29 protein-coding genes and 1 pseudogene are annotated in these 24,576 nt (G+C 71.3%); 16 read left to right on the top strand and 14 right to left on the bottom strand.

What is annotated here, in order from left to right:
* The first annotated feature begins 124 nt into the window (after positions 1-124).
* A complete protein-coding gene (locus I0C86_RS02125; RefSeq protein ID WP_196199471.1) occupies positions 125-1,165 on the top strand; it encodes a DMT family transporter in 1,041 nt (346 codons plus the stop codon).
* 120 nt (positions 1,166-1,285) lie between these two features.
* Here the strand turns inward: I0C86_RS02125 and I0C86_RS44820 are convergent, their stop codons facing one another.
* A complete protein-coding gene (locus I0C86_RS44820; protein ID WP_196199470.1) occupies positions 1,286-1,702 on the bottom strand; it encodes a DUF4190 domain-containing protein in 417 nt (138 codons plus the stop codon).
* A gap of 26 nt (positions 1,703-1,728) precedes the next feature.
* Complete coding sequence (locus I0C86_RS02115) at positions 1,729-2,304, bottom strand: DUF4190 domain-containing protein (protein WP_196199469.1); 576 nt, start codon at positions 2,302-2,304, stop codon at positions 1,729-1,731.
* Positions 2,305-2,537: 233 nt separating this feature from the next.
* Here I0C86_RS02115 and I0C86_RS02110 point away from each other — a divergent pair, with 233 nt between their 5' ends.
* On the top strand, positions 2,538-3,392 hold the full coding sequence (locus tag I0C86_RS02110) for an SDR family NAD(P)-dependent oxidoreductase (protein WP_407676256.1): 855 nt from the start codon (positions 2,538-2,540) through the stop codon (positions 3,390-3,392).
* A gap of 54 nt (positions 3,393-3,446) precedes the next feature.
* Here I0C86_RS02110 and I0C86_RS02105 read toward each other — a convergent pair whose 3' ends face one another.
* The 7 genes from I0C86_RS02105 to I0C86_RS02075 form a co-directional block, all read right to left on the bottom strand.
* Positions 3,447-3,743: a DUF4190 domain-containing protein gene (locus I0C86_RS02105; RefSeq protein ID WP_196199467.1), complete on the bottom strand. Its 297-nt coding sequence runs from the start codon at positions 3,741-3,743 to the stop codon at positions 3,447-3,449.
* Between the two features lie 116 nt (positions 3,744-3,859).
* The gene (locus I0C86_RS02100; protein WP_196199466.1) at positions 3,860-5,419 is read right to left on the bottom strand and encodes an ABC transporter permease family protein; all 1,560 of its coding nucleotides are present in this window, start codon (positions 5,417-5,419) and stop codon (positions 3,860-3,862) included.
* Entirely contained in the window at positions 5,416-6,117 is a 702-nt protein-coding gene (locus I0C86_RS02095; RefSeq protein WP_196199465.1) for an ABC transporter ATP-binding protein, read from the bottom strand. Before I0C86_RS02095 ends, I0C86_RS02100 begins: the two co-directional genes overlap by 4 nt.
* Positions 6,114-6,650, bottom strand: a complete 537-nt coding sequence (locus I0C86_RS02090; protein ID WP_196199464.1) for a PadR family transcriptional regulator — start codon at positions 6,648-6,650, stop codon at positions 6,114-6,116. Before I0C86_RS02090 ends, I0C86_RS02095 begins: the two co-directional genes overlap by 4 nt.
* A gap of 65 nt (positions 6,651-6,715) precedes the next feature.
* Complete coding sequence (locus tag I0C86_RS02085; RefSeq protein ID WP_196199463.1) at positions 6,716-7,126, bottom strand: CoA-binding protein; 411 nt, start codon at positions 7,124-7,126, stop codon at positions 6,716-6,718.
* Positions 7,127-7,162: 36 nt separating this feature from the next.
* Positions 7,163-8,713 (bottom strand): Rv2578c family radical SAM protein, encoded by a 1,551-nt coding sequence (locus I0C86_RS02080; protein WP_196199462.1) that lies wholly within the window; start codon positions 8,711-8,713, stop codon positions 7,163-7,165.
* Between the two features lie 76 nt (positions 8,714-8,789).
* The gene (locus I0C86_RS02075) at positions 8,790-9,818 is read right to left on the bottom strand and encodes a LacI family DNA-binding transcriptional regulator (RefSeq protein ID WP_196199461.1); all 1,029 of its coding nucleotides are present in this window, start codon (positions 9,816-9,818) and stop codon (positions 8,790-8,792) included.
* Between the two features lie 344 nt (positions 9,819-10,162).
* On the opposite strand from I0C86_RS02075, the gene I0C86_RS02070 reads away from it, so the two are divergent.
* The 3 genes from I0C86_RS02070 to I0C86_RS02060 are packed head-to-tail and all read left to right on the top strand — an operon-like array spanning position 10,163 to position 12,605.
* Positions 10,163-11,338, top strand: a complete 1,176-nt coding sequence (locus tag I0C86_RS02070; RefSeq protein ID WP_196199460.1) for a Gfo/Idh/MocA family protein — start codon at positions 10,163-10,165, stop codon at positions 11,336-11,338.
* Positions 11,338-12,153 (top strand): sugar phosphate isomerase/epimerase family protein, encoded by an 816-nt coding sequence (locus I0C86_RS02065; RefSeq protein ID WP_196199459.1) that lies wholly within the window; start codon positions 11,338-11,340, stop codon positions 12,151-12,153. The genes I0C86_RS02070 and I0C86_RS02065 overlap by 1 nt, the downstream gene beginning before the upstream one ends.
* 44 nt (positions 12,154-12,197) lie before the next feature.
* Entirely contained in the window at positions 12,198-12,605 is a 408-nt protein-coding gene (locus I0C86_RS02060; RefSeq protein ID WP_196199458.1) for a thiol-disulfide oxidoreductase DCC family protein, read from the top strand.
* A gap of 1 nt (position 12,606) precedes the next feature.
* Here the strand turns inward: I0C86_RS02060 and I0C86_RS02055 are convergent, their stop codons facing one another.
* The 3 genes from I0C86_RS02055 to trxA form a co-directional block, all read right to left on the bottom strand.
* On the bottom strand, positions 12,607-13,587 hold the full coding sequence (locus I0C86_RS02055; RefSeq protein WP_407676255.1) for an MFS transporter permease: 981 nt from the start codon (positions 13,585-13,587) through the stop codon (positions 12,607-12,609).
* Positions 13,572-14,009, bottom strand: coding sequence for a hypothetical protein (locus I0C86_RS02050; protein ID WP_196199457.1), 438 nt, complete (start codon positions 14,007-14,009; stop codon positions 13,572-13,574). Before I0C86_RS02050 ends, I0C86_RS02055 begins: the two co-directional genes overlap by 16 nt.
* A 139-nt stretch (positions 14,010-14,148) precedes the next feature.
* The gene (gene trxA, locus I0C86_RS02045) at positions 14,149-14,520 is read right to left on the bottom strand and encodes a thioredoxin (RefSeq protein ID WP_196199456.1); all 372 of its coding nucleotides are present in this window, start codon (positions 14,518-14,520) and stop codon (positions 14,149-14,151) included.
* A 713-nt stretch (positions 14,521-15,233) separates the two neighbouring features.
* Between trxA and I0C86_RS02040 the strand changes: the two genes are divergently transcribed.
* The 10 genes from I0C86_RS02040 to I0C86_RS01995 all read left to right on the top strand — a co-directional run bounded on the left by I0C86_RS02040 (position 15,234) and on the right by I0C86_RS01995 (position 23,159).
* A complete protein-coding gene (locus tag I0C86_RS02040) occupies positions 15,234-15,773 on the top strand; it encodes a hypothetical protein (protein WP_196199455.1) in 540 nt (179 codons plus the stop codon).
* 25 nt (positions 15,774-15,798) lie between these two features.
* Positions 15,799-16,437: a TrmH family RNA methyltransferase gene (locus tag I0C86_RS02035; RefSeq protein WP_196199454.1), complete on the top strand. Its 639-nt coding sequence runs from the start codon at positions 15,799-15,801 to the stop codon at positions 16,435-16,437.
* A 229-nt stretch (positions 16,438-16,666) separates the two neighbouring features.
* Positions 16,667-17,332, top strand: coding sequence for a DUF6758 family protein (locus I0C86_RS02030; RefSeq protein WP_196199453.1), 666 nt, complete (start codon positions 16,667-16,669; stop codon positions 17,330-17,332).
* A gap of 119 nt (positions 17,333-17,451) precedes the next feature.
* Entirely contained in the window at positions 17,452-17,610 is a 159-nt protein-coding gene (locus I0C86_RS02025; protein WP_196199452.1) for a hypothetical protein, read from the top strand.
* A gap of 6 nt (positions 17,611-17,616) precedes the next feature.
* A complete protein-coding gene (locus I0C86_RS02020; protein WP_196199451.1) occupies positions 17,617-18,498 on the top strand; it encodes a PH domain-containing protein in 882 nt (293 codons plus the stop codon).
* Positions 18,499-18,680: 182 nt separating this feature from the next.
* Positions 18,681-19,394: a SigE family RNA polymerase sigma factor gene (locus I0C86_RS02015; RefSeq protein ID WP_196199450.1), complete on the top strand. Its 714-nt coding sequence runs from the start codon at positions 18,681-18,683 to the stop codon at positions 19,392-19,394.
* The gene (locus I0C86_RS02010; protein ID WP_196199449.1) at positions 19,391-20,575 is read left to right on the top strand and encodes a hypothetical protein; all 1,185 of its coding nucleotides are present in this window, start codon (positions 19,391-19,393) and stop codon (positions 20,573-20,575) included. The genes I0C86_RS02015 and I0C86_RS02010 overlap by 4 nt, the downstream gene beginning before the upstream one ends.
* Before the next feature lie 40 nt (positions 20,576-20,615).
* On the top strand, positions 20,616-21,488 hold the full coding sequence (locus tag I0C86_RS02005) for a PHP domain-containing protein (protein ID WP_196199473.1): 873 nt from the start codon (positions 20,616-20,618) through the stop codon (positions 21,486-21,488).
* Between the two features lie 40 nt (positions 21,489-21,528).
* Positions 21,529-22,143: a MarC family protein gene (locus I0C86_RS02000; protein ID WP_196199448.1), complete on the top strand. Its 615-nt coding sequence runs from the start codon at positions 21,529-21,531 to the stop codon at positions 22,141-22,143.
* Between the two features lie 176 nt (positions 22,144-22,319).
* Positions 22,320-23,159: a RecB family exonuclease gene (locus I0C86_RS01995; RefSeq protein ID WP_196199472.1), complete on the top strand. Its 840-nt coding sequence runs from the start codon at positions 22,320-22,322 to the stop codon at positions 23,157-23,159.
* Positions 23,160-23,232: 73 nt separating this feature from the next.
* Here I0C86_RS01995 and I0C86_RS01990 read toward each other — a convergent pair whose 3' ends face one another.
* On the bottom strand, positions 23,233-23,658 hold the full coding sequence (locus I0C86_RS01990) for a Fur family transcriptional regulator (protein WP_196199447.1): 426 nt from the start codon (positions 23,656-23,658) through the stop codon (positions 23,233-23,235).
* A gap of 223 nt (positions 23,659-23,881) precedes the next feature.
* On the opposite strand from I0C86_RS01990, the gene I0C86_RS01985 reads away from it, so the two are divergent.
* A complete protein-coding gene (locus I0C86_RS01985) occupies positions 23,882-24,355 on the top strand; it encodes a DUF2231 domain-containing protein (RefSeq protein WP_196199446.1) in 474 nt (157 codons plus the stop codon).
* A gap of 30 nt (positions 24,356-24,385) precedes the next feature.
* On the opposite strand, the pseudogene I0C86_RS01980 reads toward I0C86_RS01985, so the two are convergent.
* Positions 24,386-24,576, bottom strand: a pseudogene (locus I0C86_RS01980) (translation initiation factor 2); the annotation flags it as partial.

Below are 24,576 nucleotides of genomic sequence, written 5' to 3'. Positions count from 1 at the left end.
AGGGGGACCGGTATGTGGGCACGGGTGGGCGGCCTCCAGAACCAGAGGTGGCGAGGCGGGACCGGACGATGTTAACGGTTTGTCGGTCACGTGGTGGCCACGAGTGACATGTGAGGATTTTTCCGTGCCTTCCGCCGTTCCGCCATCCCGGACTTCGATCGACCCGCTGAGCATCGGCGCGGTCGCCGTCGCCGTCGCGGCGGTGTCGTCGTCCGCGCCGCTGATCGCGTTCGCCGCCGCGCCCGCGCTGGCAATCGCGTTCTGGCGCAACATCCTCGCCGTCGGGGTGCTCGGGCCGTTCGCGCTGGCCCGCCGCCGGGCGGAGTTCCGGGCGCTGGCCCGGGGCGCCGGGCGCCGGGAGGCCGGTTACTGCGCCCTGGCTGGCCTCGCCCTCGCCGTGCACTTCGCGACCTGGATGCCCAGTGCCCAACTGACCTCGGTGGCGGCGGCCACCGCGCTGGTGGTCACCCAACCGGTCTGGCAGGGACTGATCGCCCACGGGCAGGGCCGTCGCCTGCCCCTCGCCGCCTGGCTCGGGATCGGGGTGACCGTGCTCGGCGCGATCTGGGCGGTGGGCGCCGACTTCGGGGTGTCCGGCCGGGCCGTGGCCGGGGATCTGCTCGCGGTCGCCGGTGGCATGGCGGCCGCCGTCTACACGGCGCTGGGCGAGCGGGCCAGGACGACGACCAGCACGGTCACCTACACCACCATCTGCTACGGGGTCTGCGCGGTCGCGTTGCTCGCGGTGTGCCTGGTCGGGGGTGTTCCGATCACCGGCTTCGACACCGCGACCTGGCTCGCCGTACTCGGGCTGGTGGCGGGGGCCCAACTGCTCGGCCACTCGATGTTCAACTACGCGCTACGCCGGATCTCGGCCACCACGATCAGCGTGCTCTTCCTGCTGGAGGCGCCCGGCGCGGCCGTGATCGCCTGGGCCTGGCTGGACCAGGTGCCCCGGTCGACGGCCCTGCCCGGGTTGGCCCTGCTGCTGGCCGGAGTCGCCGTCGTACTGCACGCCGAGGCGCGGGCCGGCCGTCGTACCCGGGCGGGGCGGGATCGGCGACCGGATCCGGTACCGGTGGCTCCGGAGGCCGGTCCGCTGCGGCAGCCCGGTCCGGCATCGCGGCCCGGCACCGGGCCGGGCCGTACGGACCGAAACGACTGACCCGACCGAATCGACCGACCCGACCGACCCGGCAGACCCGGTCGGCCCGACCGGTTCACTACCGGTCGGGCCGCCTTCGGTGGTGTCGCTGGATATCAGGAGATGTTCGAACTCGTCACATCAGGAAGTGTTCGAACTCGTCGCGAAGATCAGCCCGATCAGGCCGAAGTAGGCGAGCAGGGCGAGGATGGACAGCGCGGCCAGGCCGATGGCGATCCAGCCGAGGACCAGGCCGGCGGTGGCGAAGCCGGCACCTTCCTCGCCACTGGCCTGGATCTCCTCGCGGGCGCGCTTGGCGAGATAGACGGCGACCACGCCGATCAGTTGGCAACTGAACAGCGCCACGATCCCGGTGATCATCGCGGCTATCGCCATGCTGTTCGTCGGCCGGCGTACCTGATAGGTGGGGTAACCGGGCGCCCAGGTGGGTTGTGGACCACCGACCGGCGGCGCGGACTGCTGACCGGCCTCGGCGTCGTACGGGTTCAGGCCGGTGCCGCCCGGTTCGGATGGCGTGTCAGGAGTAGCTTGGGTCACGACGGCTCCTGCTGGTCTGGAACGGCTCAGTATCCGCCGTCGTAGCCGGACGGTTGCTGCGCCGCCCAGACGATGAACCCGACGATGGCGATGGTGGCGAGCACCGCGATGGCGGCGGCGATCCAGCCGACGATGATTCCGGCGGTGGCCATTCCCGCGCCGCCCTCGCCCCGCTCACGGATCTGCTTGCGCGACACGTGACCGAGAATCGCGCCGACGATGCCGATGTAGCCGCCGAGGCCGTAGCCGCACAGGCCGAGCACGCCGACGATCGAGACCACCAGGGCCGCGATCGACAGTCCGTTGACCGGTGGCGCGGCGACGACGAGCGGGTAGCCGGGCGGGGGGTAGCCCGGCGCCATGACCGGCTGACCGTACGGATCCGCGCTCGTCGGGTAGGCCGCGGCCGGGTACGCCTGGTCGGCCGGATATCCCTGCTGTTGGTTCGGGTCCGGATAGCCGGCCTGGTAGCCCTGGTCGGGCAGGGGCTGGGGTTGGTAGGTCGGGTCCTGGTAGGTCGGCTGTGCCGGCGGTTGCGGCGGCGGCTGCGCCTGCCACGACGACGGGTCGCTGGAGTAGCCGCTCTGCTGGGGGTCGCTCATCTGGGTTTCTCACTCCATCTGTCCGGGGCGCCTCGCCAGGGTAGTCGCCGCCCGCCAGGTTGGGGCCCCTGGTTTTGTCCCGCCCGCCCGTCGGCACAGCCTTCGGTGGTGCCCCACGGCGGTGCGCCGTTGCCCGTATCGTCCGGACGGGGCAGGATCGCGGCATGGTATTCGACGCGCGCGCCGGGGACAGAGCCGGTAATCGGCCCCGCCGGGACGCCACGCGCCCCACGTTGGCCCGCCGGACCCGCTCCGGTTCGCAGGGCACCGTCTCGCAGAGCATCGACCCGGCCCGAAGTGGTGCACCGGGCGATGACGCCGAGCCGGTGACGATGCGCCTCGACGGAAAGGTGGCGTTGGTCACCGGGGCCGGTAGCCCGGACGGGATCGGGTATGCCACCGCGCGCCGGCTCTGTGGACTGGGTGCCCGGGTGGCGATCGTCTCGACCACCCGGCGGATCCACGAGCGGGCGACGGAACTGGGCGCGACGGGCTTCGTGGCGGACCTGACCGACGAGGCCGAGGTGGGGGCGCTGGCGGACGCGATCGTCGAGCAGCTCGGCGAGGTCGAGGTGCTGGTCAACAACGCGGGGTTGGCGAGTCGGGCGAGCCCCGAGGTGCTTCGCCCGGTGGTCCAGCTCAGCTATGACGAGTGGCACCGGGAGATCGAGCGGAACCTGAGCACCGCCTTCCTGTGCAGCCGGGCGTTCATCGGCGGCATGGCCGAGCGGGGCTGGGGCCGGATCGTCAACCTCTCCGCCACCGCGGGTCCGGTAAACGCGCTACCCACCGAGGCGGCGTACGCGGCGGCGAAGGCCGGCGTGGTCGGGCTGACCCGGGCGCTCGCGATGGAGATGATCGCGGACGGGGTGACGGTCAACGCGGTGGCCCCGGGAACGATCTACACCGCCGCGTCGACCATGGCGGAGCTGAAGCAGGGTCTGGGTACCCCGGTCGGTCGGCCCGGTACGCCGGACGAGGTGGCCGCCGCGATCGCCTTCCTCTGCTCTCCGGCCGCGTCGTACATCACCGGGCAGATGCTCGTGGTCGACGGTGGCAACAGCGTGCGTGAGGCGGAGTTCCGCTAGGACGTCGTTTTCCCCGGTCTTCCCCAGTGGTGGCGGTGGCGCTGTCCTGCCTGTTCAGTAGGCGCCACCGCTGCCCTCCGACCCGGCCCAACTGACCAGGGCCAGCCAGCCGCAGCAACCGACCACGTACAGCGCGGTGAAGAGGTAGCTGAGGATCAGTCCCCAGAGGGCCAACTGGCCGCCCTGCTCGCCGGTGCGGCTGATCTGTCGCCGGGCCAGGTGTCCGAGCACGATGCCGGCCGGAGCGAAGACGAAGGCGAAGACCAGCGACAGGATCGCCATCACGTTCATGCCGGACGGCTGGCCGTACCGGCCGGGTTGGCCGTACTGGCCCGGCCCTGGGTAGCTCATGGTTCCGCCCTCCTTCCCAGCAACGTACCCGTGGCGCCTCCTATCTGAGGGAATGTCGGGATAGTTCGTCTTCGGCCGGGTCGTTCGCGCTTCGGCGCCTGGCAGGCGACCAGCGGTCAGCCGACCCGCAGTTCCTCCAGGTCGGTGCTGGAGCGCAGGAAGACCAGGCCGATCGCGACGGTGGCGAGTACCGCGGCGAGGCCGACCCCGACGGCGAGCGCGAGTTCGTCGAACGGCACCGGGATCGACCGGATGATGGCGGGCTCTTCGACGATCCGGGTGTACTGCGCCCGGGTGACGGGATCCTCGCAGAGTGCCTGGCTCGCGTCGCAGACCTCCCAACTGCTGCCGCCGGTGCGCGCCTCCGATTGCAGGCTTCGGGGCAGCAGCACGCCGACGGTCACGGCGAGCAGGATCGCCGGCACCGCCGGAGCCAGGGACTGCCACAGGATCGCCCGGCCGAGCACCGGTCGCGGTACGCCGGTCGCGACGAGGGCCGCGTACGTCCGGCGGCTGGTGACGATGCCCTCGACGATCGCGACGACGAGTCCACCGGCGGCGATGACGAGTGCCACCAGGACGGCCAGGTTCACCAGGTCCATCGTCTGGAGGTGGAACGAGTCGCCGGGCCCGATGTCGGACGGGCCGGGACCGGCCGCCAGCCGATTCGCCTCGGCCTGCGCCGCCTCCTGGGTGGTGAACCAGGAGCGCACTCCCGCCGCACCCGCGGCGAACAGCACACAGGCGAGCAGGGCGGCCAGGTTGCGACTGCCGGCCCAGGGGTCGGCCATCAGCCGGCTGCCGGCGAGCAGGGGTGCGGGCCGGCGCGCGAACCGGCGGAGGAGCCGTCCGGTGGTGTACGAGATCCAGCCCGCACCGAGCACCACCCCGATCGAGGCGAGGAACGCGCCCCCGAAGAGGGGAATCACGACCAGCCAACCGGGTATCCGGCCGATCCAGTCCGGCAGCTTGAACTCGGCGCGTTGCAGTGGTCCGAAGGCGCCGAACAGCAGCACCCCGAGCACGATGAGGATCCCCGGCCAGGGCCATGGCGCGCGGTTCCGCCCCTGGCGGCGGACGAGACCGAACGGGCTGATGGTGACGCGACGCAGGACGACCACGGCGGCGAGCATGGCGAGCAGCGGCAGGCCGAGGCCGGCGGCGACGAGGACCGGCACGCTCGGCAGGACGTCGGTCGGCAACGCAAGGGTGCCGTCGGGTCCGGGCCGGTGCAGGACCTCGTGTGCGACGAGGTAGCCGACGAAGGCGACCGCGGTTCCGGTGACGGCGGCGAGGCCGGTCTCGGCGAGCGCGATGGCGGTCGTCTGGCGCGGGGTCGCCCCGGCAAGGCGGATGGCGGCGAGCCGGCGGTCCCGGGCCGGCGCGCCGAGCCGGGTGCACTGGCCCGCCAACGCCAGCACCGGCACCATGAGCAGGATCAGCGCGATCGCCACGCCCGGCCGGAGTCCGGGTTCGCGGAGCAGGGCGCTGCCGTACTGCTCGGACCACGGCGCGAAGCGCGAGCCGGTGTCGGGCGGCGTGCGGATCGCGAGCACGGTCAGCGCGGCGAGCAGCGCGAACGTCGCCAGCGCCGCACTGCACGCGGTGAGTACGACCCGGACCGCGTCGGCACGGGTACCGGCCAGGGCGAGCCGGACCGCGGTCGTCGCCTTCACCGGCCGTGTCTTCCGGACGGCACGGCGATGCCGGCCTCGGTCTCGTCCAGCACGCCGTCGCGCATCGTGAGTTCGCGGTCGGCGTAGCCGGCGACGCGTGGCTCGTGCGTCACCAGCACCACGGTGGTGCGCTGTTCGTGTGTCACCCGGACGAGTTGGCCGAGTACCTGTTCCCCGGTCAGGGTGTCCAGTGCACCGGTCGGCTCGTCGGCGAACAGCACCCGGGGCTCGGTGACGAGGGCGCGGGCCAGGGCGCACCGCTGCTGCTGACCGCCGGACATCTGGCCCGGTCGGTTGTCCGCCACGTCGGCGACCCCGACCCGGTCCAGCCAGGTCAGGGCCGCCGTCCGGGCTTCCCGCCGCCCCGTGCCGGCGAGCAGAAGTGGCAGTGCGACGTTCTCGGCCGCGGTCAGTTCCATGACGAGCTGCCCGAACTGGAAGAGCACCCCGAACTCGGTGCGGCGCAGCTTGGACCGCACGCTCTCCGAACCGGTGTCGATGCGCTGGCCGCGATAGTGGATCTCACCCTCCTGCGGCCGCATAATGCCGGCGAGGCAGTGCAGCAGCGTCGACTTGCCGCATCCGCTGGGCCCGGTGACGGCGAGGATCTCACCCTCGTGGACGTCGAGGCTGACTCCTCGCAGCGCTGGTGTCTGGCCGTAGGAGCGCACGACTCCTCGTGCCTGGAGGATCGTCATGGCTGCGTCTCCTGGTGCAGCTCGGCGACGCGGTCCAGCGTGGTCCGCAACCAGCGCAGGTCCGCGTCGAGATGGGCAATGGTGAAGTCGGCGGTGATCACGTCGCCGATGTTGGCGGTCGGGTCGTGCTTCGACCGGGTCAGTTCGCGTAACCGGGTGGTGTGGGCGGCGCGCTGGTCGGCCAGGTAGCTGCCGGCGCGTTCGGGCTCGGCGGTGAGCAGGGCGACGACCACCTTCGCCAGCAGCACGCTGCTGACGTACGGGGCCGGTGGCTCCACTGTGCCGAGCCATTCGTCGAGGGTCTGCCGGCCGAGTTCGGTCAGCTCGTACGTGACCCGGTCGGGTCCGCCGTCCCGGTCCTGGCCGGCGCGTTCGACCAGGCCGTCGCGCTCGAGCCGGCCGATCGTCGAGTACACCTGGCCGAATGCGAGCGGTTTCGCGTTGGGCAGGCTGCGGTCGTAGGCGCGCTTGAGTTCGTAGCCGTGTTTGGGCCCGGACGACAGGAGGCCGAGCAGCACGAATGAGGCGGACACCCGTCCACTATTCCCTCAGTGAATAGTGGAGTCAACTATTCACCGAGAAAATAGTCGTTCAGTGGTCAGCCGGGGCGCCGGGACAGCCCGGCCACGGCGCGTTCGACCGCGAGGCAGCGGTCCTCGACGTAGTCGATGCCCGCCTCCTGGGCGATCTGCCGGGCCTGCGCGGAGACGATGCCGAGCTGCAACCAGACCGCCGGGGCGCCGATCTCGACCGCCTCCCGGACCACCCGGGCGGCGTCCCCGGCAGGTCGGAACACGTTCACCAGGTCGACCGGATGAGGGATCTCGGCCAGTGACCGGTAGACGGGTTCGCCGAAGAGTTCGTCCGCCTCCGGGTTGACCGGGATGATCCGCCAGCCGTACCGCTGCATCTGCAACGGCACGCTGTGCGCCGGCTTCCGGGGGTCGCGGGAGGCGCCGACCACGGCGATCACGCCGGCCTCGGCCAGGATCTGCTGAGCGCTACGCACCCCGCGACTGTAACTCTCTCGAACCGGCGGCGACGATCACAACAGGGTGAGCTGTTCGACGACGGGCGCCGGAACCTCCGCCGGCCCGACCTGCCGGGCCTCGCCCGACTCGGCACGGTGCAGACCGTGCCGGCGGGCGGCCATCCGGACCCGGGCCGTCACCTCCCGCTGGTACGCCTGCGGCAGGTAGGAGCCCTGGCCGAAGAGCGCGCGGTAGCGCGGGACGAGCCGCGGGAACTCCCGGGCCAGCCAGGCCGCGTACCACTGGCGGGCACCGGGGCGCAGGTGCAGCGGCAACGGCGTGACGCTCACCGCTCCGGCGGCGGCGATCGCGGCCACCGTCTCCTCGATCGACTCCTCGCTGTCGGTCAGTCCGGGCAGGATCGGCGCCATCAGCACACCGACCTGGAAACCGGCGTCGGTCAGCTGCCGTACGGCGTCGAGCCGGCGGCGCGGGCTCGGCGTCCCCGACTCGACGGAGCGCCACATCGGCTCGTCCACGAAGCCGACCGACAGCGAGATGTTGACCCGGGTGACCGTGGCGGCCTGGCGCAGCAGCGGCAGGTCGCGCAGGATCAGCGTGCCCTTGGTCAGGATCGAGAAGGGGTTGGCGAAGTCGCGCAGCGCCGTCAGGATCGGCGGCATCAGCCGGTAACGCCCCTCGGCCCGCTGGTAGCAGTCCACATTGGTGCCCATCGCGACGTGGTCGCCACGCCACTTCGGCGCCGCCAGCTCGCGGCGGACCAACTCGCCCGCGTTGACCTTGACGATCACCTTGCTGTCGAAGTCGCTTCCTGCGTCGAGGTCGAGATAGGTGTGGGTGTTCCGGGCGAAACAGTTGTGACTCACCACCCCGTTGGCGATGAAGTCGCCGGTCCCGGTCGTGATGTCGTAGAGCCGGAGTTCGCCTTCCAGCGGCTCGATTCCCCGGATCCGCACGGCGGCCCGGCTGCCGAGGATCGTCCCGTCGAGCCGGCCGGCCGGATCGCCGGGACGCGGGTCGGGCGTCGACCCCGACCGGCCGGTGCCGACCAGGCTGTCGGTGATCGCGAGGTAGGGCCGGGGCGCGTCGCCCGGCGGCGAGCTGACGACGTGTTTCCAGCCGCGCGGGGTGAGGAACCGGTGGTCGCCGCTCGCGGTCAACTCGGTGCCGTCCTCCAGGGTGATCCGGTACGCCGGCTTGACCGTCGACCAGTGCGCCAGCACCTCGGTACGGACGTAGCGCCGGTGGTTGCCCTGCGCGACGGTCCCGTAGATCTCGTCGCCGACCCGCAACCGGTCCAGCGGTCGGGTGCTGCCGTCGGCGAGCAGGATCTCGGTCTCCCCGGCCAGGCAGTACGCGCAGGCGTGGCTGCATCCCCGGTAGGGGTTGATCGTCCACTCGAACGGCACCCGCGACGCACCCGGCACCCGGTTGAGGATCGACCTGGCCTGCACCTCGTAGAACGTCATGCCGGCGAACGCGGGCGTGTCGAAGGTGCGTACGACAGCGCCGGGCAGCGCCAGCGGCAGGGGTGGAGCCGCTGGCGCCGCCCCGGTGAGGGGTCCGGTGTCGGGGGGAGCCGACGACAGGTTTTCCCAGCGCATGGGCCCTATTCGAACATGCGTACGATAGATCGCGCAACTCGCCACGCCCTGGCCGGGCGGTCGGACACCTCGGTCGTCAGGCGCCGGATGGAGGCGGCCCGCTGCTTCCCCGGCGGACCAGTACGGCCTCGACGTGTTCGATCTGCGGGGTGTTCAGCGGCTCCGGCGGCTGTAGCGCGAGCGTCATGGCCCGGGCGCCCATGTCGGCCAGCGGCAGCCGGATCGTGGTGAGGGCGGGCATCACGTCGGCGGCGATCGGCATGTCGTCGAAGCCGACCACGCTGATCTGTCCGGGGACGTCGATCCCGCGCTCGCGGAGCAGGGCGAGCGCGCCGATCGCCATCGAGTCGTTGAGGGCGGCGATGGCGGTGAGCTGTGGCTGGGCGTCGAGCAGTGCCGCAGTGGCGGCGGCCCCGCCGGCCCGCTCGAAGTCGGCGTAGACGATCTGCCGGGCGCCGAACTTCTGCCCGTGTTCGCGGGCCGCCCGGCGGAGCCCGGCGAGCCGGTCCGTGGTGGTGGTGAGGTGCCGTGGACCGGCGACGACGCCGACCCTGGTGTGCCCGAGGCCGAACAGTTCGGCGCCGACCAGGTGGCCGCCCGCCTCGTTCGCCGGGATCACGGCGTGCCCGGTGTGTTCGTGCCGGCCGATGACCGCCACGTGCCCGCCGGTGGCCTGGTACACCCGCAGTTTGGCGTCCAGGGTGTGGGTGAACTGCTCGTCGTGGTAGCCGGATCCGGCGAGGATGATCGCGGCGGCCTGGTTGGCCCGGAGCAGTTCGACGTACTCGAGTTCCCGGTCCGGATCCCGGTACGTGTTGCAGATGATGACCAGCCGGCCGTGCTCGGTCGCGACCCGTTGCAGCCCCCGGGTGATCTCCGCGAAGTACGGGTCGGAGACGTCGTGCACGATGACGCCGACCGCGCTGCGATGGTTGCGGGCGAGCTGCTGGGCGTGCGCGTTGGGTACGTACTGGAGTTCCTCGACGGCGGCCAGGACCCGTTCGCGGAGCGCGTCCGTGACGGGTTTGGGGCTGCCGTTGATGATCCGGGACGCGGTGGCGGGTGACACACCGGCCCGTCGTGCGACGTCCGCCAGAGTGGCCATGCCCTCGAGTCCTTCCCCGACCGCCCGCTGATCGGTCGCAGGTGAGGATATCGCGGTGCCGCGCCGCGCTTCATCGGCCGTCGTCGTGGCGCGGTACCCGCTGTCCGGGGCGCCTCGGCCGGGACCGCCGTGGATCGCTGGCGGTGGCGGTCGGGACGGGGTGAGGGCCTTGCCGGAATCCGAACCGAGTCGGTAGCGTAATCGGGAAAGCGCTTACCGGGCGTGCGGCGCGCTCCACCACCACACCGTCACCACCATCGCGCCTCATGGCCACCCCGACGCACGATCGGCGTACCGCCTCGACGAGCGGCATCCGCGGATCAGCCTGCCTGAGGAGGCGACGTATGGCCCGTACCACGATCGGCATCGTGCTCAACGGCGTGACCGGCCGGATGGGCTACCGGCAGCATCTGGTCCGGTCCCTGCTCGCCATCCGCGAGCAGGGCGGACTGCCACTGCCCGACGGCCGCCGGCTCTGGCCCGAGCCGGTACTGGTCGGCCGGAGCGAAACGAAGCTACGGGAGATCGCGCAGCGGCACGGGCTGACCGAGTGGACCACCGACCTGCCCGCGGCGCTGGCCCGACCGGACGTACAGATCTACTTCGACTCGCAGGTCACCGCCCAGCGGGAGAAGGCGCTGCGGCTGGCGATCGAGGCCGGCAAGCACATCTACACGGAGAAGCCGACCGCCGAGGACCTGGCCGGCGCGGTGGAGCTGGCCCGGCTGGCCGACGCGTCCAGCATCAAGCACGGGGTGGTGCAGGACAAACTCTTCCTGCCCGGTCTGCGCAAACTCGACCGGCTGGTCCGGGGCGGGTTCTTCGGCCGGATCCTCTCCGTACGCGGCGAGTTCGGCTACTGGGTGTTCGAGGGCGACTGGCAGACGGCGCAGCGACCGTCCTGGAACTACCGCGCGGCCGACGGCGGCGGCATCACCGTCGACATGTTCCCGCACTGGCACTACGTGCTCGAACAGATCTTCGGCCGGGTCGCCACGGTGGCCGCGCACGTCACCACGCACGTGCCGCACCGGTGGGACGAGGCCGGCGAGCGCTACGACGCGACCGCCGACGACGCCGCGTACGGCATCTTCGAGATTGAGCGTCCCGGGCAGGACGGCCGGATCGTGGCACAGATCAACTCGTCCTGGTCGGTCCGGGTCTACCGGGACGAGCTGGTGGAGTTCCAGGTGGACGGCACCGAGGGCAGCGCCGTCGCCGGACTGCGCAACTGCCGGATCCAGCACCGTGCCAGCACACCGAAGCCGGTGTGGAATCCGGACCTGCCGGCGACCGAGGACTTCCGGGACCAGTGGCAGGTCGTGCCGGACAACGAGGAGTTCGACAACGGTTTCAAGGCCCAGTGGGAGCTGTTCCTGCGGCACGTGGTGGTCGACGAGCCGTACAGCTGGGACCTGTGGGCCGGCGCCCGCGGCGTGCAACTCGCCGAGCTGGGCCTGCGCTCCGCCCGCGAGGGTCGGCGGATCGAGATCCCCGACCTCGACGCCGGGCAGGCCTGATGGCGGGGGTGCCGGCGCGGTTCTCCTTCAACCAGGCCACCGCGAAGTACTGGCCGATCCCGGACCTCGTCGCCGGCTGTGTGGCGGCCGGGGTGTCCGCCGTCGGCCTGTGGCGCGAGGAGACCGCCGCCCACGGCCTGGACAGGACCGCGGTACTGGTCCGCGACGCCGGCCTCGCGGTCACCTCACTGTGTCGCGGTGGCTTCTTCAACACCCCCGACTGGTACGACGAGAACCGCCGCGCCATCGACGAGGCCGCCACCCTCGGGGCGCCGGTGCTCGTCCTGGTCTCCGGTGGGCTGCCCGAGGGGAGTCGGGACGTGGACGCGGCCCGGGCCCACGTCGGCGACGCGATCGGCGCCCTCGTGCCGTACGCCCGCGCCGCCGGGGTACGACTGGCGATCGAGCCGCTGCACCCGATGTTCTGCTCCGACCGGTGCGTGGTGTCCAGCCTCGGCCAGGCGCTGGACCTGGCCGCGCCGTACCCTCCCGACGCGGTCGGTGTCGTGGTGGACACCTACCACGTCTGGTGGGACGACCAGGTCTGGGCGCAGATCGCCCGGGCCGGCCGGGAGGACCGGATCGCCTCCTTCCAGGTCGCCGACTGGGCCACCCCGCTGCCCGAGGGAGTCCTGCTGGGTCGGGCGCTGCCCGGCGACGGCTGCGTGGAGTTGCGCCGGTTCCGCATGGCGGTGGAGGCCGCCGGTTACCGGGGTCCGATCGAGGTCGAGGTCTTCAACGCCGCCGTCTGGGACCGACCCGGCCCGGAGATCCTGGAACGCACCCTGGCCGGTTATCTCACCCACGTGGCCTAGCCGGGATTGGCCGGCGCCGCCCGGCACGGGGGAGGATGGGTGTCATGGACCAGCCCACCTTCGTGTACGACGGCGACTGTGCCTTCTGCACCACGTGCGCCGACTTCATCGGCCGGCGGATCCCGACCGGGGCCAGGGTGGTGCCCTGGCAGTTCGCCGACCTCGACGCGCTCGGGCTGACCGTCGCCGAGTGCGAGGAGGCCGTCTGGTGGATCGGCACCGACGGCGTCCGCGCGGCCGGGCCGGACGCGATAGCCCGGCTGCTCGGCGCCAGCCGGCCGGGCTGGCGGGTGCTCGGCGCCGCGCTGCGGCTGCCGCCGGTCCGGGTGGTGGCCTGGCCCGGGTACCGCTGGGTGGCCCGCAACCGGCACCGGCTGCCGGGCGGCACCGCGGCCTGCTCGCTGCCCCAGGCGACCCGGGAGCGGCTCTACGGCACGGCGGGGGACGGCTGAGTCACGGCACGGCGGGCGACGGCTGAGCCGACGGGGTGTCCGGCGCCACCTCCGGCGCTGTGGCTGGCTCCGCCCGCGCCTGCGGCTGCTGCGGTGGTTCGGTGTTCCGGCCGGGCCGGCGGCGGGCCAGCCGGCGGAGCCGGTCGATCGGACGAAGTCGCTCCAACTCCAGGAAGCTGGTCATCGCCACCAGGTGCGGGGCGAACGAGATCGTGATCGTGGCGATGGTGACCAGGTGGAACGAGTAGAAGAACGCGACCACCGCCTGCCGCCAGCGCGCCGGGACCACGAACACCACCGGACTGAGCAGCTCGAACGCGATGATGCCGATCTGCGCCGCGATCAGCAGGTACGGCACCTGGGCGATCAGGTCGGCCAGGTCGGTGCCGCGCCGGATGATCGCCCGGGCCAGCACCGACCCTGTCGTCCACTCGATCCCGCCGAACCGGAGCTTGGCCCAGGCGGCCAGGAAGTAGGTGCAGACCACGGCGATCTGGGTGACCCGCAGGGCCCAGCCGCCGGCCTCGGTGTTCTCGCGGTCACCGTGCCGGGCCCGTCCGGCGGTCGGGAGGACGGCGAGCGCGACCAGGAAGCCGAACCGGTCGTGGTCCACCTTCCCGTAGCTCATCGCGATGACCATCCACTCGAAATAGAGCAGGAAGACCGCCCAGCCCAGCGCCCGGGGCGCGCGCCCGGTGGCGGCGGCCAGGGCGAGCAGCAGCAGCGCCCAGAAGAGGATGTTGACCAGCAGCGGCGTCGGGGTGGGCAACGGCAGCAGCCGGCCGACGAAGAGCGGCTGGTACAACTCGCCCGGAATGCTGGCCTTGTCGCGGACCCAGGGGGTGAAGACCAGCAGGTCCGCCACGACGAAGAGGTAGACCAGGGTACGGAAGGCGGCCACCCGGCCCCGGGGCACCGGCTCGGTCAGCCAGCGCGGCACGGCGCCCGCAATCCCCTTCAACCCGTTCACGGCGCTCGCCACCGGACCACCGTCTCGTCGACCGAGGTGCCGGTCGGTCGGCCGCCCCGGATGCCGTACCAGCGGATCACGATGCGCACCTCGACGAGCGCGGGGGCCTCGGGATTCCGTTCGGCGTACGCGTCGGCGACCTGGCGCAGCAGCGTCGGGTCGGCGGCGTAGCGGCCCTGCTGACCCTCGATCTCGGCCCGCCGGATCCCGGTGCTCGTCTCGCCCAGCCCGACGACCGCGCCGGTGGTGTCGACCCCCTCGACCCGGGTGTCCGGGGCCGGATCGTTCGGCGGGTTGGATCCGGCGTACATCCGGAAGGGGCCGAACGGGAAATGGTCGTCCTGGCCCCACAGCGTGCCGACCAGCACCAGTGCGCCGACCAGGACCGTGAGGCCCACCCGGATGCTCCGGCCCCGCCTCGTCAACGTGCTCATCGGTTGGAGACCCTACGCGGTACGGCAGCCGCCGAGGGTACCGTCCTGCTCGCCCGACCGGGGACCACCGCCTCGGCCGGGAAGACGACTTCGGCCGGACACCCGTGGAGGGTGTCCGGCCGAAGACCGGTTTACCAGGTCAGTGACTGTGCTCCGCGTGCTCGGCCAGCTGCTTGCGCACGTCGTCCATGTCCAGTGCCTGCACCTGCTCGATCAGCGACTCCAGCGCCGACTCGGGCAGGGCTCCCGGCTGGGCGAAAACGATCACGCCATCCCGGACCGCCATGATCGTCGGGATGGAACGGATGTCGAACTTCGCGGCGACTTCCTGGTGTGCCTCGGTGTCGATCTTGCCGAAGACGATGTCCTCGTGCTTTTCCGAGGAGCGCTCGTAGACGGGCGCGAAGCGCTTGCACGGGCCGCACCAGTCCGCCCAGAAGTCCACCAGCACGATGCCCGGCTGCTCGGTCACCTCGTCGAAGTTGCCTGTGGTCAGCTCAACGGTCGCCATTGATCACTCCGATCACCGCAATTGGTCCTACGACTGGAGAACCTGTCCGGCCCTCTGTGAATTCCCCGGGTGGACGTCCTGAAACGGCCATCGTGGGGCGCGTCACGTATGGACGGGGCATCGATACAGGTCCCTTGGTGAGGGAATCCGGAAGTGAAACATTCATGACACAGTCGGGTGACAGAGGGTCATGGGAGCGTTTCCAGCGCTTGCGCTGGCCAGGCCGGGTGTGATCGGGAAACTTGCCGGTTGGCAAGCGGAAACAGGTGACATAACGGATGCCTCGTAGCGTACGACTGTTCACGTTCAGTAACATTACAAAAAGGTAACTGTGAGCCCCATCTCTCGTCCGCCCCTTCTGTGGAGTGGGTCGGGTCGGGCAGAATCTTTCCCATCAGAGCGTGGGCGGCGGGTGCCGGGGAGGGCCCCGCCGCTCATTGCGTCCGGGGTCGGTTTCTCCGCTCCCGAGGCTCCCTCAATGTCCGTTAACGGTGCCGTCGGCGTACCCGATCCGGGCGGGAAGCCGGAGACGGGCCGGTCGGTGACGAAGACTCGGTGTCGGTGTCGGTGTCGGTGACGAAGACGATGACGGACCGGGTCGTTCGGCCGTGTCGACCGTGTGGCGAGCCGGGCCGGATGCGCCACCGTCGCTTTTCGGGGCGGAACGGGACCTTTTCCGCAGTGGCGGCATATGCTGACCCGGGAGGGCCGCCATGAGTCACACCGGATCTCCGGACTCGCCCGGCGCAACGCACGGCATGTGGCGCGCGACCACGGCCGGCTACGCGGCCGACGAATGGCAACTGCTCATCCGGCTGCCTGGCCGGGTGATCGTCGCGGCCTCGTCGACCGGATCGGACAATCCGGTCCGGGCCGTGACCGAGGGACTCGCCGGCCTGGACGGCATCGCCGCCGGCAGGTCCTTCGACAGCGAACTGGTCCGCGCGGTGGTCGCGGCCATCTACGCGGAATCCGACGACGGGCACTCGGCGCCGGTCCGGCCCGACCCGCCCGACGGAGAACTCGCCGAACTGCTCCGGTCCTGCCGATCCGCGGTCGGGGCACTGGCCCGACAGGCCGACCCGGCGGATTCGGCCGCGTACCGCCAGTGGGTCCAGTCCGTCGCCGCCCGGGTCTGTCGCGCCGCCGGCCCCGACGGCCGCCCCCGACCCTTCGGCGATCCGGTGGACCCCGCGCAACGCCGGCTCCTGGACCAGCTGGGTGAGGCGCTGGGCCTGCGCTCGGCCGGCTGACCCGGGGCCGTAACCTCTGCAGATCGTGGAGGGCGCCGAGGTCGAGCTGGAGGTGGGGGTCGGGCCGTGGTCCGGCGAGCCGCCGACCGACCCGCGCTACGACCCGGAGCTGCTGGCGTACGGCGACCGGCGCAACGTGGTCGACAGATACCGCTACTGGCGTCGGGAGGCGATCGTCGCCGATCTGGACCTGCGGCGGCACGGCTTCCACGTGGCGATCGAGAACTGGCAGCACGACTTCAACATCGGCACGGTGGTCCGGAACGCCAACGCCTTCCTCGCGGCCGAGGTGCACGTGGTCGGCCGTCGGCGGTGGAACCGGCGGGGCGCCATGGTGACCGACCGGTACCAGCACGTTCGGCACCACGAGACGATCGAGGCCTTCCTGGACTGGTGCCGGTCGTCCGACCTGCCGTTGTTCGGGATCGACAATCTGCCCGGATCGCGGCCGCTGGAGAGCGCCGTGCTGCCGCGCCGCTGCGTACTGCTGTTCGGTCAGGAGGGCCCGGGGCTCTCCGAGCCGGCCCGCGTCGCCTCCGTGGCGGTCTACTCGATCGCCCAGTACGGCTCGACCCGGTCGATCAACGCGGGCGTGGCCAGCGGCATCGCCATGCACGCCTGGATCCGGACGCACGGCGGCCCGCCGCCCGACGGGCCCGCCTGACCTCTCGGCCGGGTCGGTACCTGCCCGTACTGCCGCGACAAGGCCCCCATTCTCGCTCAAATCACCGCCGGAACTCCGGACGACCCCGGAAGACCCGTCCCGACCGTACGGAGAAAGACCGAAAAGGCGGGTTTGCTTGACTCCGGCCAGCGGTACGGGGACTGTAGTTGTCGTGGGTGTTGCGGTGAGTTGTCCGCGTTGCGGCGGTCCGGTGCGAGCGCCGGACCTGATGCACACTGCCTGGCGGTGTCCCGACTGCGGCCCGGTGTCCCCGTTGCACGTCGCGGAGCACATCGGGCCGGAGATCGTGGCGAGCACCATCGACCGGATCAGCGCCGACCGGGGTATGACCGACCCGGACGGCTCCGGCGCCCGTGCCGTGCCCGCCGTGCCGCTGTGGTGTCCCTGGCCGCTCCCGCCGGGCTGGACCATGACCGGCGTCGGCTGGGCCGGTGACGATCGCGGCGGGGTCCGGGCGACAGCGGTGGCGTGCAGTGGGCCCGCCCCGCTCGGTGGCGGCCCGGCCGACCTGGTGCTCGTCGCCGAGGAACCCGGCGTCGGCCTGGGGACCCGGCTCGCCGGCACCGCCGGTCCCGACCCGGGGCCGCAGCTCACCGAGGCGATCACCGAACCCGGCCCCGGTCATCCCGAGCGGGTCGCGCACGCCAAGGTCCGGGCGGGCGGTCATCCGACTCCACTTTGGTCAGTCAAATCTCCGACAGACCGGAGCGCCTACGCCGGCGAAGCTCGGGGGATCTGGCTCTATGCGATAACCTGGCCGGCGAGCGCAGGCTACCTCCTCGCGGAAGACGTCGACCTACACGACCTGACCGAGTGGACACCGCCCGAGCTTGTGTACGGTGCTCCCTCCCCCTACCTGCACGGGAAGGTCTGAAATGGCCGGTCGGGCAGCGGAACAGGGCGCGCGTGGTTTATTCACCACAGGACAGCAGACTGATACGCTGGGTTTTGCCGCGGTTCGCAGCCCGGTACCGCACGGAGGGATGGCCCGCCATGCTTAAAAAGGTCTTCACCTGGGGCGGCATCGCCTTTCTGATCTTCTTCATCGCCTACCAGCCGTCTTCTGCCGCCGACGTCTTCAAGTCGCTGGGCGGAAGCATCCTGGAAGTCGCCCAGGGCTTCGGCGACTTCTTCACCGACCTCGTCGCTTAGCAGCCGATGGGCAATCCGTCGGGTGAACCCCCTGAGCCCGAGGACGACGCCGAGCGTCGACGGCGCGACCGGGACACCGAACCGATCCCCCGGGTCCGACCCGACGAGGGTCCAGGGTTCGGTACCGGTCCGGACTACTCGGACGGACCCTCCTATTCGGACGGGCCGGGCTACTCCGAAGGCGTCGGGTACGGCGGCGAGGAGCGTCGGGCCGGCACCCGGGGCTGGGTGCGTGATCCGGATCAGGGCCCGGAGATCTCCGAGGAGGAACTTGCCGGCCTCCGGGTCGACGCCTCGGGGATGCCGCTCGGTCCGCGCCGGGTCCTGCCGCTGGAGGACGAGCCGACCTCGCTGGTCGCGCGCTACCTCTTCCCCACCGAGCGGTACCGGGGCGAGTGGAAGCGACACAAGATCTACCTGGCCACCCCGCTGCTGGTCGGCCTGCTGGCCACCTTCGTGCTCGGCTACCTCTCCGGCTTCCTCGCCGGTCAGCAGGTGGGCACGTTGACCACCATCGCGGTGTTGATCTGGCTCGGCGTCATGGGCTGGGTCGCCTGGCGGGTGGCGGACTGGTATTTCGACCGCTTCATCCTGACGAACAAGCGGGTGATGGTGGTCAATGGGATCATCACCCGACAGGTCGCAATGATGCCGTTGTTGCGGGTCACCGACATGAAATACGAACAATCCCCGCTCGGTCGGGCGCTCAACTACGGCACCTTCGTACTGGAGTCGGCCGGTCAGGAGCAGGCGCTGCGGGAGGTCAAGTACCTGCCCAACCCCAATGAGCTCTATCTCCGGGTCGTCGAGGAGATGTACGAACCGCAGGCGGTCGAGGCCCGATTGGGCAAGGAGGCCGAAGAGGCCAAGGCAGATGACGGTGCCTGAGGCGCATTGACGAGGGCGCGGGAGACCGTTGACAGGCATGTGAGCTTGGTAACGGAGTTTGGCAACCGACTACGGCGCCGCAACCTTTTGCCCGAACATCGGATGGAGTCGCACCTATCCGCCATGGACCTGACGGGTCCGGCTGTGGCAGCCTTCGATTGTCATGGCGGGGGGAGGCGACAGTGGCGCCCAGGCACTCGGTGGACGAGGAGTTCCGCGAGTTCGTCGCGGCGCGCTCGGCCGCCCTGCTGCGTACGGCGTATCTGCTCGCCGGTGACTGGGCGACCGCCGAGGACCTGCTCCAGACCGCGTTGACCAAGACCTACCTGGCGTGGAAGCGGCTCGGGGAGATCGAGGCGGTCGAGCCGTACGCCCGACGGGTCCTGATCAACACCGCGACCAGTTGGTGGCGGCGGCGCTGGCACGGCGAACGGCCCACCGAGGTGCTGCCGGAGCGGCCGGCTCCCGACCAGATCGAGGAACAGCTCGAACGCGACCGGCTGTGGCGGCACGTCCGCACCCTGCCCGTACGCCAGCGGGCCGTTCTGGTGCTGCGGTTCTACGAGGACATGTCCGAGGCGCAGACGGCGGCGCTGCTCGACATCTCCCCCGGGACGGTGAAGAGCCAGACCTCCCGGGCACTTACCACGCTCCGACGCCGACTCGGGGCCGAAGCCGACATTCCGGTCACCTCACCCGACGGGAAGTTGGCACCCGCACCGGTCGGACGGGTCACCGCCGATCAGCAGTTCGAGCCGGCGCGAGCATCCGGCGACCAGTTGCCGGACCCCGAGCCGGTGGCCCCCCGACCGCGACAGGTCGGTGCCCGGCGGCCGGCGTCGCCGCTGGCCGTGCCGAACTCCCCCGTTCCGGCGGTCGGAGCGGAAGTTCGATGATCATGTTGGAAGACTCGCTGCGTGAGATGTTCACCGCCAAGGTGGAGGCGCCGCCGGTGGCGGACGATCCGGCCGGCGCGGTGATCCGGCGGGGGCGTTCGGCGCGGCGTCGGCGAGCGGTCGGATCCTCGTTCGCGGTGGCGGCCGCGTTGGTGCTGGTCATCGCCGGTGTGACCACGCTGGGTGGCGGCTGGTTCCCGGACCGGACCGGACCGTCCAGCTCGGTCGCGGGGTTCAGCGTCGATTCCGTGGATCCGTTCTCGACCGCACCTGTCGATCCGCCGGTCGATCCGCCGGTCGCGGGCCGGAACACCGGAATCGGTCTCGACATCCGCAGCGGCGACCAGCTCTGGACCACCGACGGACGGCGGCTGAGTCTCACCGGGGTCGGCGAGGTGACCCGGGTCTACCGGGTACCCGCCGGTTGGGTGTACGCCGGGACCAGCAAGGTCCGTTTCCTCCGGCCGGACGGCTCCTCGCTCTCACTCAGCGGGGAGGACGACCGGTGGGTGCTGAGCGCCGACGGCAACGAGTTCGCCTTCCAGATCGACACGACGGTCTACATCGCCGAGGTCACCACCGCGGGGATGGCGGTGGTCGGAGACGTCCCGGTGCCCGCCGACAGTTGGCCGGTGGCGCTCACCGCCGACCGGGTGGTGATCTCCGACGGCCGGCACGGCTACGGATTCGTCAACCGGACCCGACCGGCCGAGCCGACCCGGAACGCCGATGTGACGGCGGTCTACGCCCCCGGGGGCGCCGATCTCGTGGGGCTGGTCCGGGAGGAGAACGGGACCCGGCACTGCCTGGCCACGCTCGCCCCCGACGGCGGCAAGCTGCTGCCGGTACGGGTCGGCGGTTGCGCGCTCGGGCTGGGCGGTACGGCGGCGGACGGCGGGCTGACCCCGGACGGCCGCTGGCTGGCCGAGCGGCGTACCGCCGACGTGGCGCTGATCGATGTCGGACGCACCCTGAACGGTGGAACCCAACTGATCTCGTGTCCGGTCGCCTCCACCGTGACCCCCGTCTGGACCGACGACCACACGGTGGTGACCGGCGACGAGGGACGGGTCGTGCGTTGCCGTACCGACGGCACCGAGGAGGAAGTGCCGTTGCCCGACGGCGTGCAGGAGAGCTGGCAGTTGGTGCCGAGGCTGATCGTGCCGGCCGACGGCCGGTAACGTCGGCCCGGTGACGTCCCCCCAGCCGGCAACGCCGGACATCGGACACGGTCCGGTCCGGATCGACCTGCACACCCACTCGACCGCCAGCGACGGCACCCTCACCCCCGAGGAACTGGTTCGCGCGGCCGGGGCGGCCGGGCTCGACGTACTGGCGATAACCGACCACGACACCACCGGCGGCTGGGACCGGGCGGCGCGGGCCCGTCCGCCGGGACTCAGCCTGGTCCGGGGCGCCGAGCTGTCCTGCCGGTGGTACGGCACCGAGCCGTCGATCCCGCTGCACCTGCTCGGCTACCTCTTCGATCCGGACCACCCGGAACTGGTCGCCGAACTGGCCCGGGTGCGCGCGGCCCGGGAGGTACGGGGCGAACGGATCGTCGACCTGCTCCGTGCCGACGGCATCGACGTGAGCTGGCCGGAGATCCGGGCCAGTGCCGCCGGTGGCAGCGTCGGCCGGCCGCACATCGCGCAGGCGCTGATCCGGGCCGGTCTGGTCGCGACGACGGCCGAGGCGTTCATGCCGGACTGGCTCGGTGAGCGGTACCGGCTGCCCAAGGACGACATCGACGTGTTCCGGGCGATCCGGTTGGTCCGGCAGGCCGGCGGGGTGCCGGTGATGGCGCATCCCCGAGCCAGTCGACGGGGGCGGATCGTGCCGGATTCGCTGATCGTCGAGTTGGCGGCGGCCGGGCTGGCCGGCCTGGAGGCGGAGCACGAGGACCATTCGCCGGCCGAGCGGGCGCACGTACGGGCCCTCGCGGCCGAACTGGGGCTGATCGTCACCGGCTCGTCGGACTTCCACGGCACGCACAAGACCGTCCGGCTCGGCGCGCACACCACCCAGGTCGAGGCGTACCAGCGGATCGTGGCGGCGGCCAGTGGGGTCGCGGTGCTCGCCGACCCCGGCTGACCTGCCCGGACCGTGGCCCGAGCCGGACTACGGTGATCACGTGAACATGAAGTTGCTCGGCGAGGTCCTGGTGACCCTGCTGGTGATCACCGATCCGCCGGGCATGGTGCCGATCTTTCTCGCCCTGACCGGTCAGATGCCGGCCCGGGACCGGGTACGCGCCGCGTGGCAGGCGGTGGCGCTCGCCCTCGGGGTGATCGTGGTGTTCGCGGTGGCCGGGCAGACGCTGCTGGACTACCTGCACATCGACCTGCCGGCGTTGCAGGGCGCGGGCGGCCTGCTCCTGATCCTGGTCGCGCTCGAACTGCTCACCGGCAAGGCCGACAACCCCGGGGAACAGACCACGACCAACATCGCGCTGGTGCCGCTGGGTACGCCCCTGCTGGCCGGTCCCGGGGCGATCGTCGCCACCATGCTCTTCGTGCAGCGGGCCGAGGGGACGGCGGACTACCTGTCGATCGCGGTCGGCATCGTGGCGGTGATGGCCGCGGTCTGGCTCATCCTGCGCTTCTCCGGCGTCGTGGTGAAGGTGCTCCGACCGGCCGGGATCGAGGTGCTGACCCGGATCGCCGGCCTGCTGCTCGCCGCGATCGCGGTGCAGCTCATCGCCGACTCGGTGGCCGCCTTCGTCACCGCCCACCTGCACGGAGCCTGACCCGCACGGGCGCCGGACGGCGGGCCGGTTCCGGTGACGCGACCGGCCGCTGGAGGCGGATCGACGGGTGTGTCGGACCGACATGGCAGGATCGGGCCGTGCGTAGGCCCTCCTCCGGCGGTAACCGGACCCCTCGACCACGTGGCGCCGAGCCCGAGCAGTTGGGGTTCGAGGGGATGCCCGAACGCCTCTTCGTCTGTACGCCGAGCAAACTCGGCACGTATACCGACTGCCCACGGCGGTACCGCTACTCCTACGTCGACCGTCCCGCGCCGCCGAAGGGCCCACCCTGGGCACACAACTCCCTCGGCGCCAGCGTGCACACGACCCTGCGCAACTGGTACGCGCTGCCGGCCGACCGCCGCAGCCCAGACGCACTGCCGACGCTGCTCAAGGGCACCTGGGTCCGGGAGGGTTACCGGGACTCCGAGCAGGAGCGGGCGGTGTTCCGCCGTGCCCTCGAGTGGCTGGAGTCCTACGTGAACACGTTGGATCCCGACCAGGACCCGTTGGGTGTGGAGCGGGTGGTGGCGGTGAAGACCGCCGTGCTGGCGTTCAACGGCAGGGCCGACCGGATCGACTCCCGCCCCGGCCCGGACGGTCCGCAGTTGGTGATCGTCGACTACAAGACCGGGCGTACCGGGCTGGACGCCGACGACGCCCGTGGCTCCCAGGCGCTCGCGCTCTACGCCTACGCCGCCGAAAGGGTGTTCCGGCAGCCGTGCCGGCGGGTGGAACTGCACCATCTGCCCACCGGGACGGTGGCGGCACACGACCACACCCCGGAATCACTGGCCCGCCAGTTGGGTCGGGCCGAGGACACCGCCCGGGACATCATCGCCGCCGAGCGGGCCGTCACCGACGGCACCGACCCGGACGAGGCGTTCCCGGTCTCGCCGGGCGTCCGGTGCGGCTGGTGCGACTACCGGCGCAGTTGCCCGGCCGGAGTGGACGCGCCCGCCAAGGAGCCGTGGACAGCCGTGGAGCGGGCCCTGCTGCCGGCCGATCCGAAGTGATCCCGCCGGGTGTCGGATCCCGGCCCGAGCGCGGGAGCGCCGTCGCGGCAGCATCCGGCCCCCGCCGGTCGGCTCAGTCGTCCGCGGCCCGGCGTAGCTGACAGTTGGGGCAGAGCCCCCAGTAGGTGACCTCCGCCTCGTCGACCTCGAAGCCGTACGCGGTGACGGGGTCGAGGCAGGGCGCGGAGCCGACGGCGCAGTCCACGTCGGCGATCTCGCCGCAGCCCCGGCAGACGACGTGGTGATGGTTGTCCCCGACCCGTGCCTCGTAGCGGGCGGGTGATCCGGCGGGCTCGACGCGGCGGGACAGTCCGGCCCGGGAGAGGGCGCCGAGCACGTCGTAGACCGCCTGGGTGGAGACCGATTCGAGCCGCTGGCGGACCCGTTGGGTGATCTCGTCCACCTCGAGGTGCCCGCCGGCGGCCAGCACCTCCAGTACGGCGAGGCGCGGTCGGGTGACCCGAAGGCCCCTCGACCGGAGCAGCTCCTCACCAGTCATTCACCTATAACAGCACGTGGACCCGGTGCCAACAAGGCGGGAACGGCCGATGGTGCTGGTCGGCCGCCCGGCCGCCGGGACGCGAAGGTGACAACCGGGTACCGGTGGAACCAAAGTGAACCGCCCCGGCTCCTCACCCGTGTACCGGGATGGGTCGCAGGAACTGTGACCTGTTCGTCGTAGCGTAGGGTCCCCGGTCGGGATCATCACAAAGGAGACGCCGGTGTTCAGGGAATTCATGGGCCTTCCCGTACATCCGTTGCTGATTCACGCCGTCGTGGTCTTCGTACCGCTGCTGGCGCTGGTCAGCGTGGCTTACGTGGTCCTGCCTCGGTTTCGGTCCCGGCTGGACTGGGCGGCGGTGGCCCTCGCGGTGGGCGCACCCGTGTCGGCCCTCTTCGCCAAACTGTCCGGCGAGGAGTTGAAGGAGGTCCTGGTCGCCCGGAACTACCCGCCGGAGGGGATAGCCAAGATCGAGGAGCACCAGGGTTACGGCGATCTGACCCTGTGGTGGAGCCTCGCGCTCGGGGTGGCCACGGTGCTGCTGGTGGTCCTGACCAGCCGCCGTCGGTCGCTGCCCGGCTGGCTGAAGTTGGTGCTCTCCGGAGTCGTCGTGGTGCTCGGGGCGATCAGCGTCTACTACGTCTACCTGACCGGCGACACGGGCGCCAAGACGGTGTGGGAGGGCATCCTCTAGAGCCTTCCGCGCCGCACGGCGGCCGGGCGGTCAGAACAGCACCCTCGAGCAGAGCAGACACATCACCACGAGCAGTACCGCGCCGCCGACCATCCCGATGCCCAGGGTCAGCGTCCGCGCGCCGCCCTCGGCGGAATCAAGGCCCGGAAGGTCCTGGGCGGGCAGCGGTCGTGGTGGTGGCGGCTGCACGTGCACGGGTGGCCGCCACCCCCGTGGTGGAG

It is taken from the genome of Plantactinospora alkalitolerans, assembly GCF_015690345.1.
GTDB lineage: Bacteria > Actinomycetota > Actinomycetes > Mycobacteriales > Micromonosporaceae > Plantactinospora > Plantactinospora alkalitolerans.
Note: the sequence above shows the minus strand (reverse complement) of the source record. Positions and strands in the feature narration are given on the sequence as shown.

What these genes read in the sequence shown, in the direction of transcription:
- trxA (WP_196199456.1), bottom strand. Translation starts at nt 14,520, where the DNA reads ATGGCGACCGTTGAGCTGACCACAGGCAACTTCGACGAGGTGACCGAG.
- I0C86_RS02105 (WP_196199467.1), bottom strand. Translation starts at nt 3,743, where the DNA reads ATGAGCTACCCAGGGCCGGGCCAGTACGGCCAACCCGGCCGGTACGGC.
- I0C86_RS02040 (WP_196199455.1), top strand. Translation starts at nt 15,234, where the DNA reads ATGAGTCACACCGGATCTCCGGACTCGCCCGGCGCAACGCACGGCATG.
- I0C86_RS02060 (WP_196199458.1), top strand. Translation starts at nt 12,198, where the DNA reads ATGGACCAGCCCACCTTCGTGTACGACGGCGACTGTGCCTTCTGCACC.
- I0C86_RS02070 (WP_196199460.1), top strand. Translation starts at nt 10,163, where the DNA reads ATGGCCCGTACCACGATCGGCATCGTGCTCAACGGCGTGACCGGCCGG.
- I0C86_RS01995 (WP_196199472.1), top strand. Translation starts at nt 22,320, where the DNA reads ATGCCCGAACGCCTCTTCGTCTGTACGCCGAGCAAACTCGGCACGTAT.
- I0C86_RS02115 (WP_196199469.1), bottom strand. Translation starts at nt 2,304, where the DNA reads ATGAGCGACCCCCAGCAGAGCGGCTACTCCAGCGACCCGTCGTCGTGG.
- I0C86_RS02080 (WP_196199462.1), bottom strand. Translation starts at nt 8,713, where the DNA reads ATGCGCTGGGAAAACCTGTCGTCGGCTCCCCCCGACACCGGACCCCTC.
- I0C86_RS02065 (WP_196199459.1), top strand. Translation starts at nt 11,338, where the DNA reads ATGGCGGGGGTGCCGGCGCGGTTCTCCTTCAACCAGGCCACCGCGAAG.
- I0C86_RS02075 (WP_196199461.1), bottom strand. Translation starts at nt 9,818, where the DNA reads ATGGCCACTCTGGCGGACGTCGCACGACGGGCCGGTGTGTCACCCGCC.
- I0C86_RS02025 (WP_196199452.1), top strand. Translation starts at nt 17,452, where the DNA reads ATGCTTAAAAAGGTCTTCACCTGGGGCGGCATCGCCTTTCTGATCTTC.
- I0C86_RS02020 (WP_196199451.1), top strand. Translation starts at nt 17,617, where the DNA reads ATGGGCAATCCGTCGGGTGAACCCCCTGAGCCCGAGGACGACGCCGAG.
- I0C86_RS02030 (WP_196199453.1), top strand. Translation starts at nt 16,667, where the DNA reads ATGCACACTGCCTGGCGGTGTCCCGACTGCGGCCCGGTGTCCCCGTTG.
- I0C86_RS01990 (WP_196199447.1), bottom strand. Translation starts at nt 23,658, where the DNA reads ATGACTGGTGAGGAGCTGCTCCGGTCGAGGGGCCTTCGGGTCACCCGA.
- I0C86_RS02010 (WP_196199449.1), top strand. Translation starts at nt 19,391, where the DNA reads ATGATCATGTTGGAAGACTCGCTGCGTGAGATGTTCACCGCCAAGGTG.
- I0C86_RS02095 (WP_196199465.1), bottom strand. Translation starts at nt 6,117, where the DNA reads ATGACGATCCTCCAGGCACGAGGAGTCGTGCGCTCCTACGGCCAGACA.
- I0C86_RS02050 (WP_196199457.1), bottom strand. Translation starts at nt 14,009, where the DNA reads ATGAGCACGTTGACGAGGCGGGGCCGGAGCATCCGGGTGGGCCTCACG.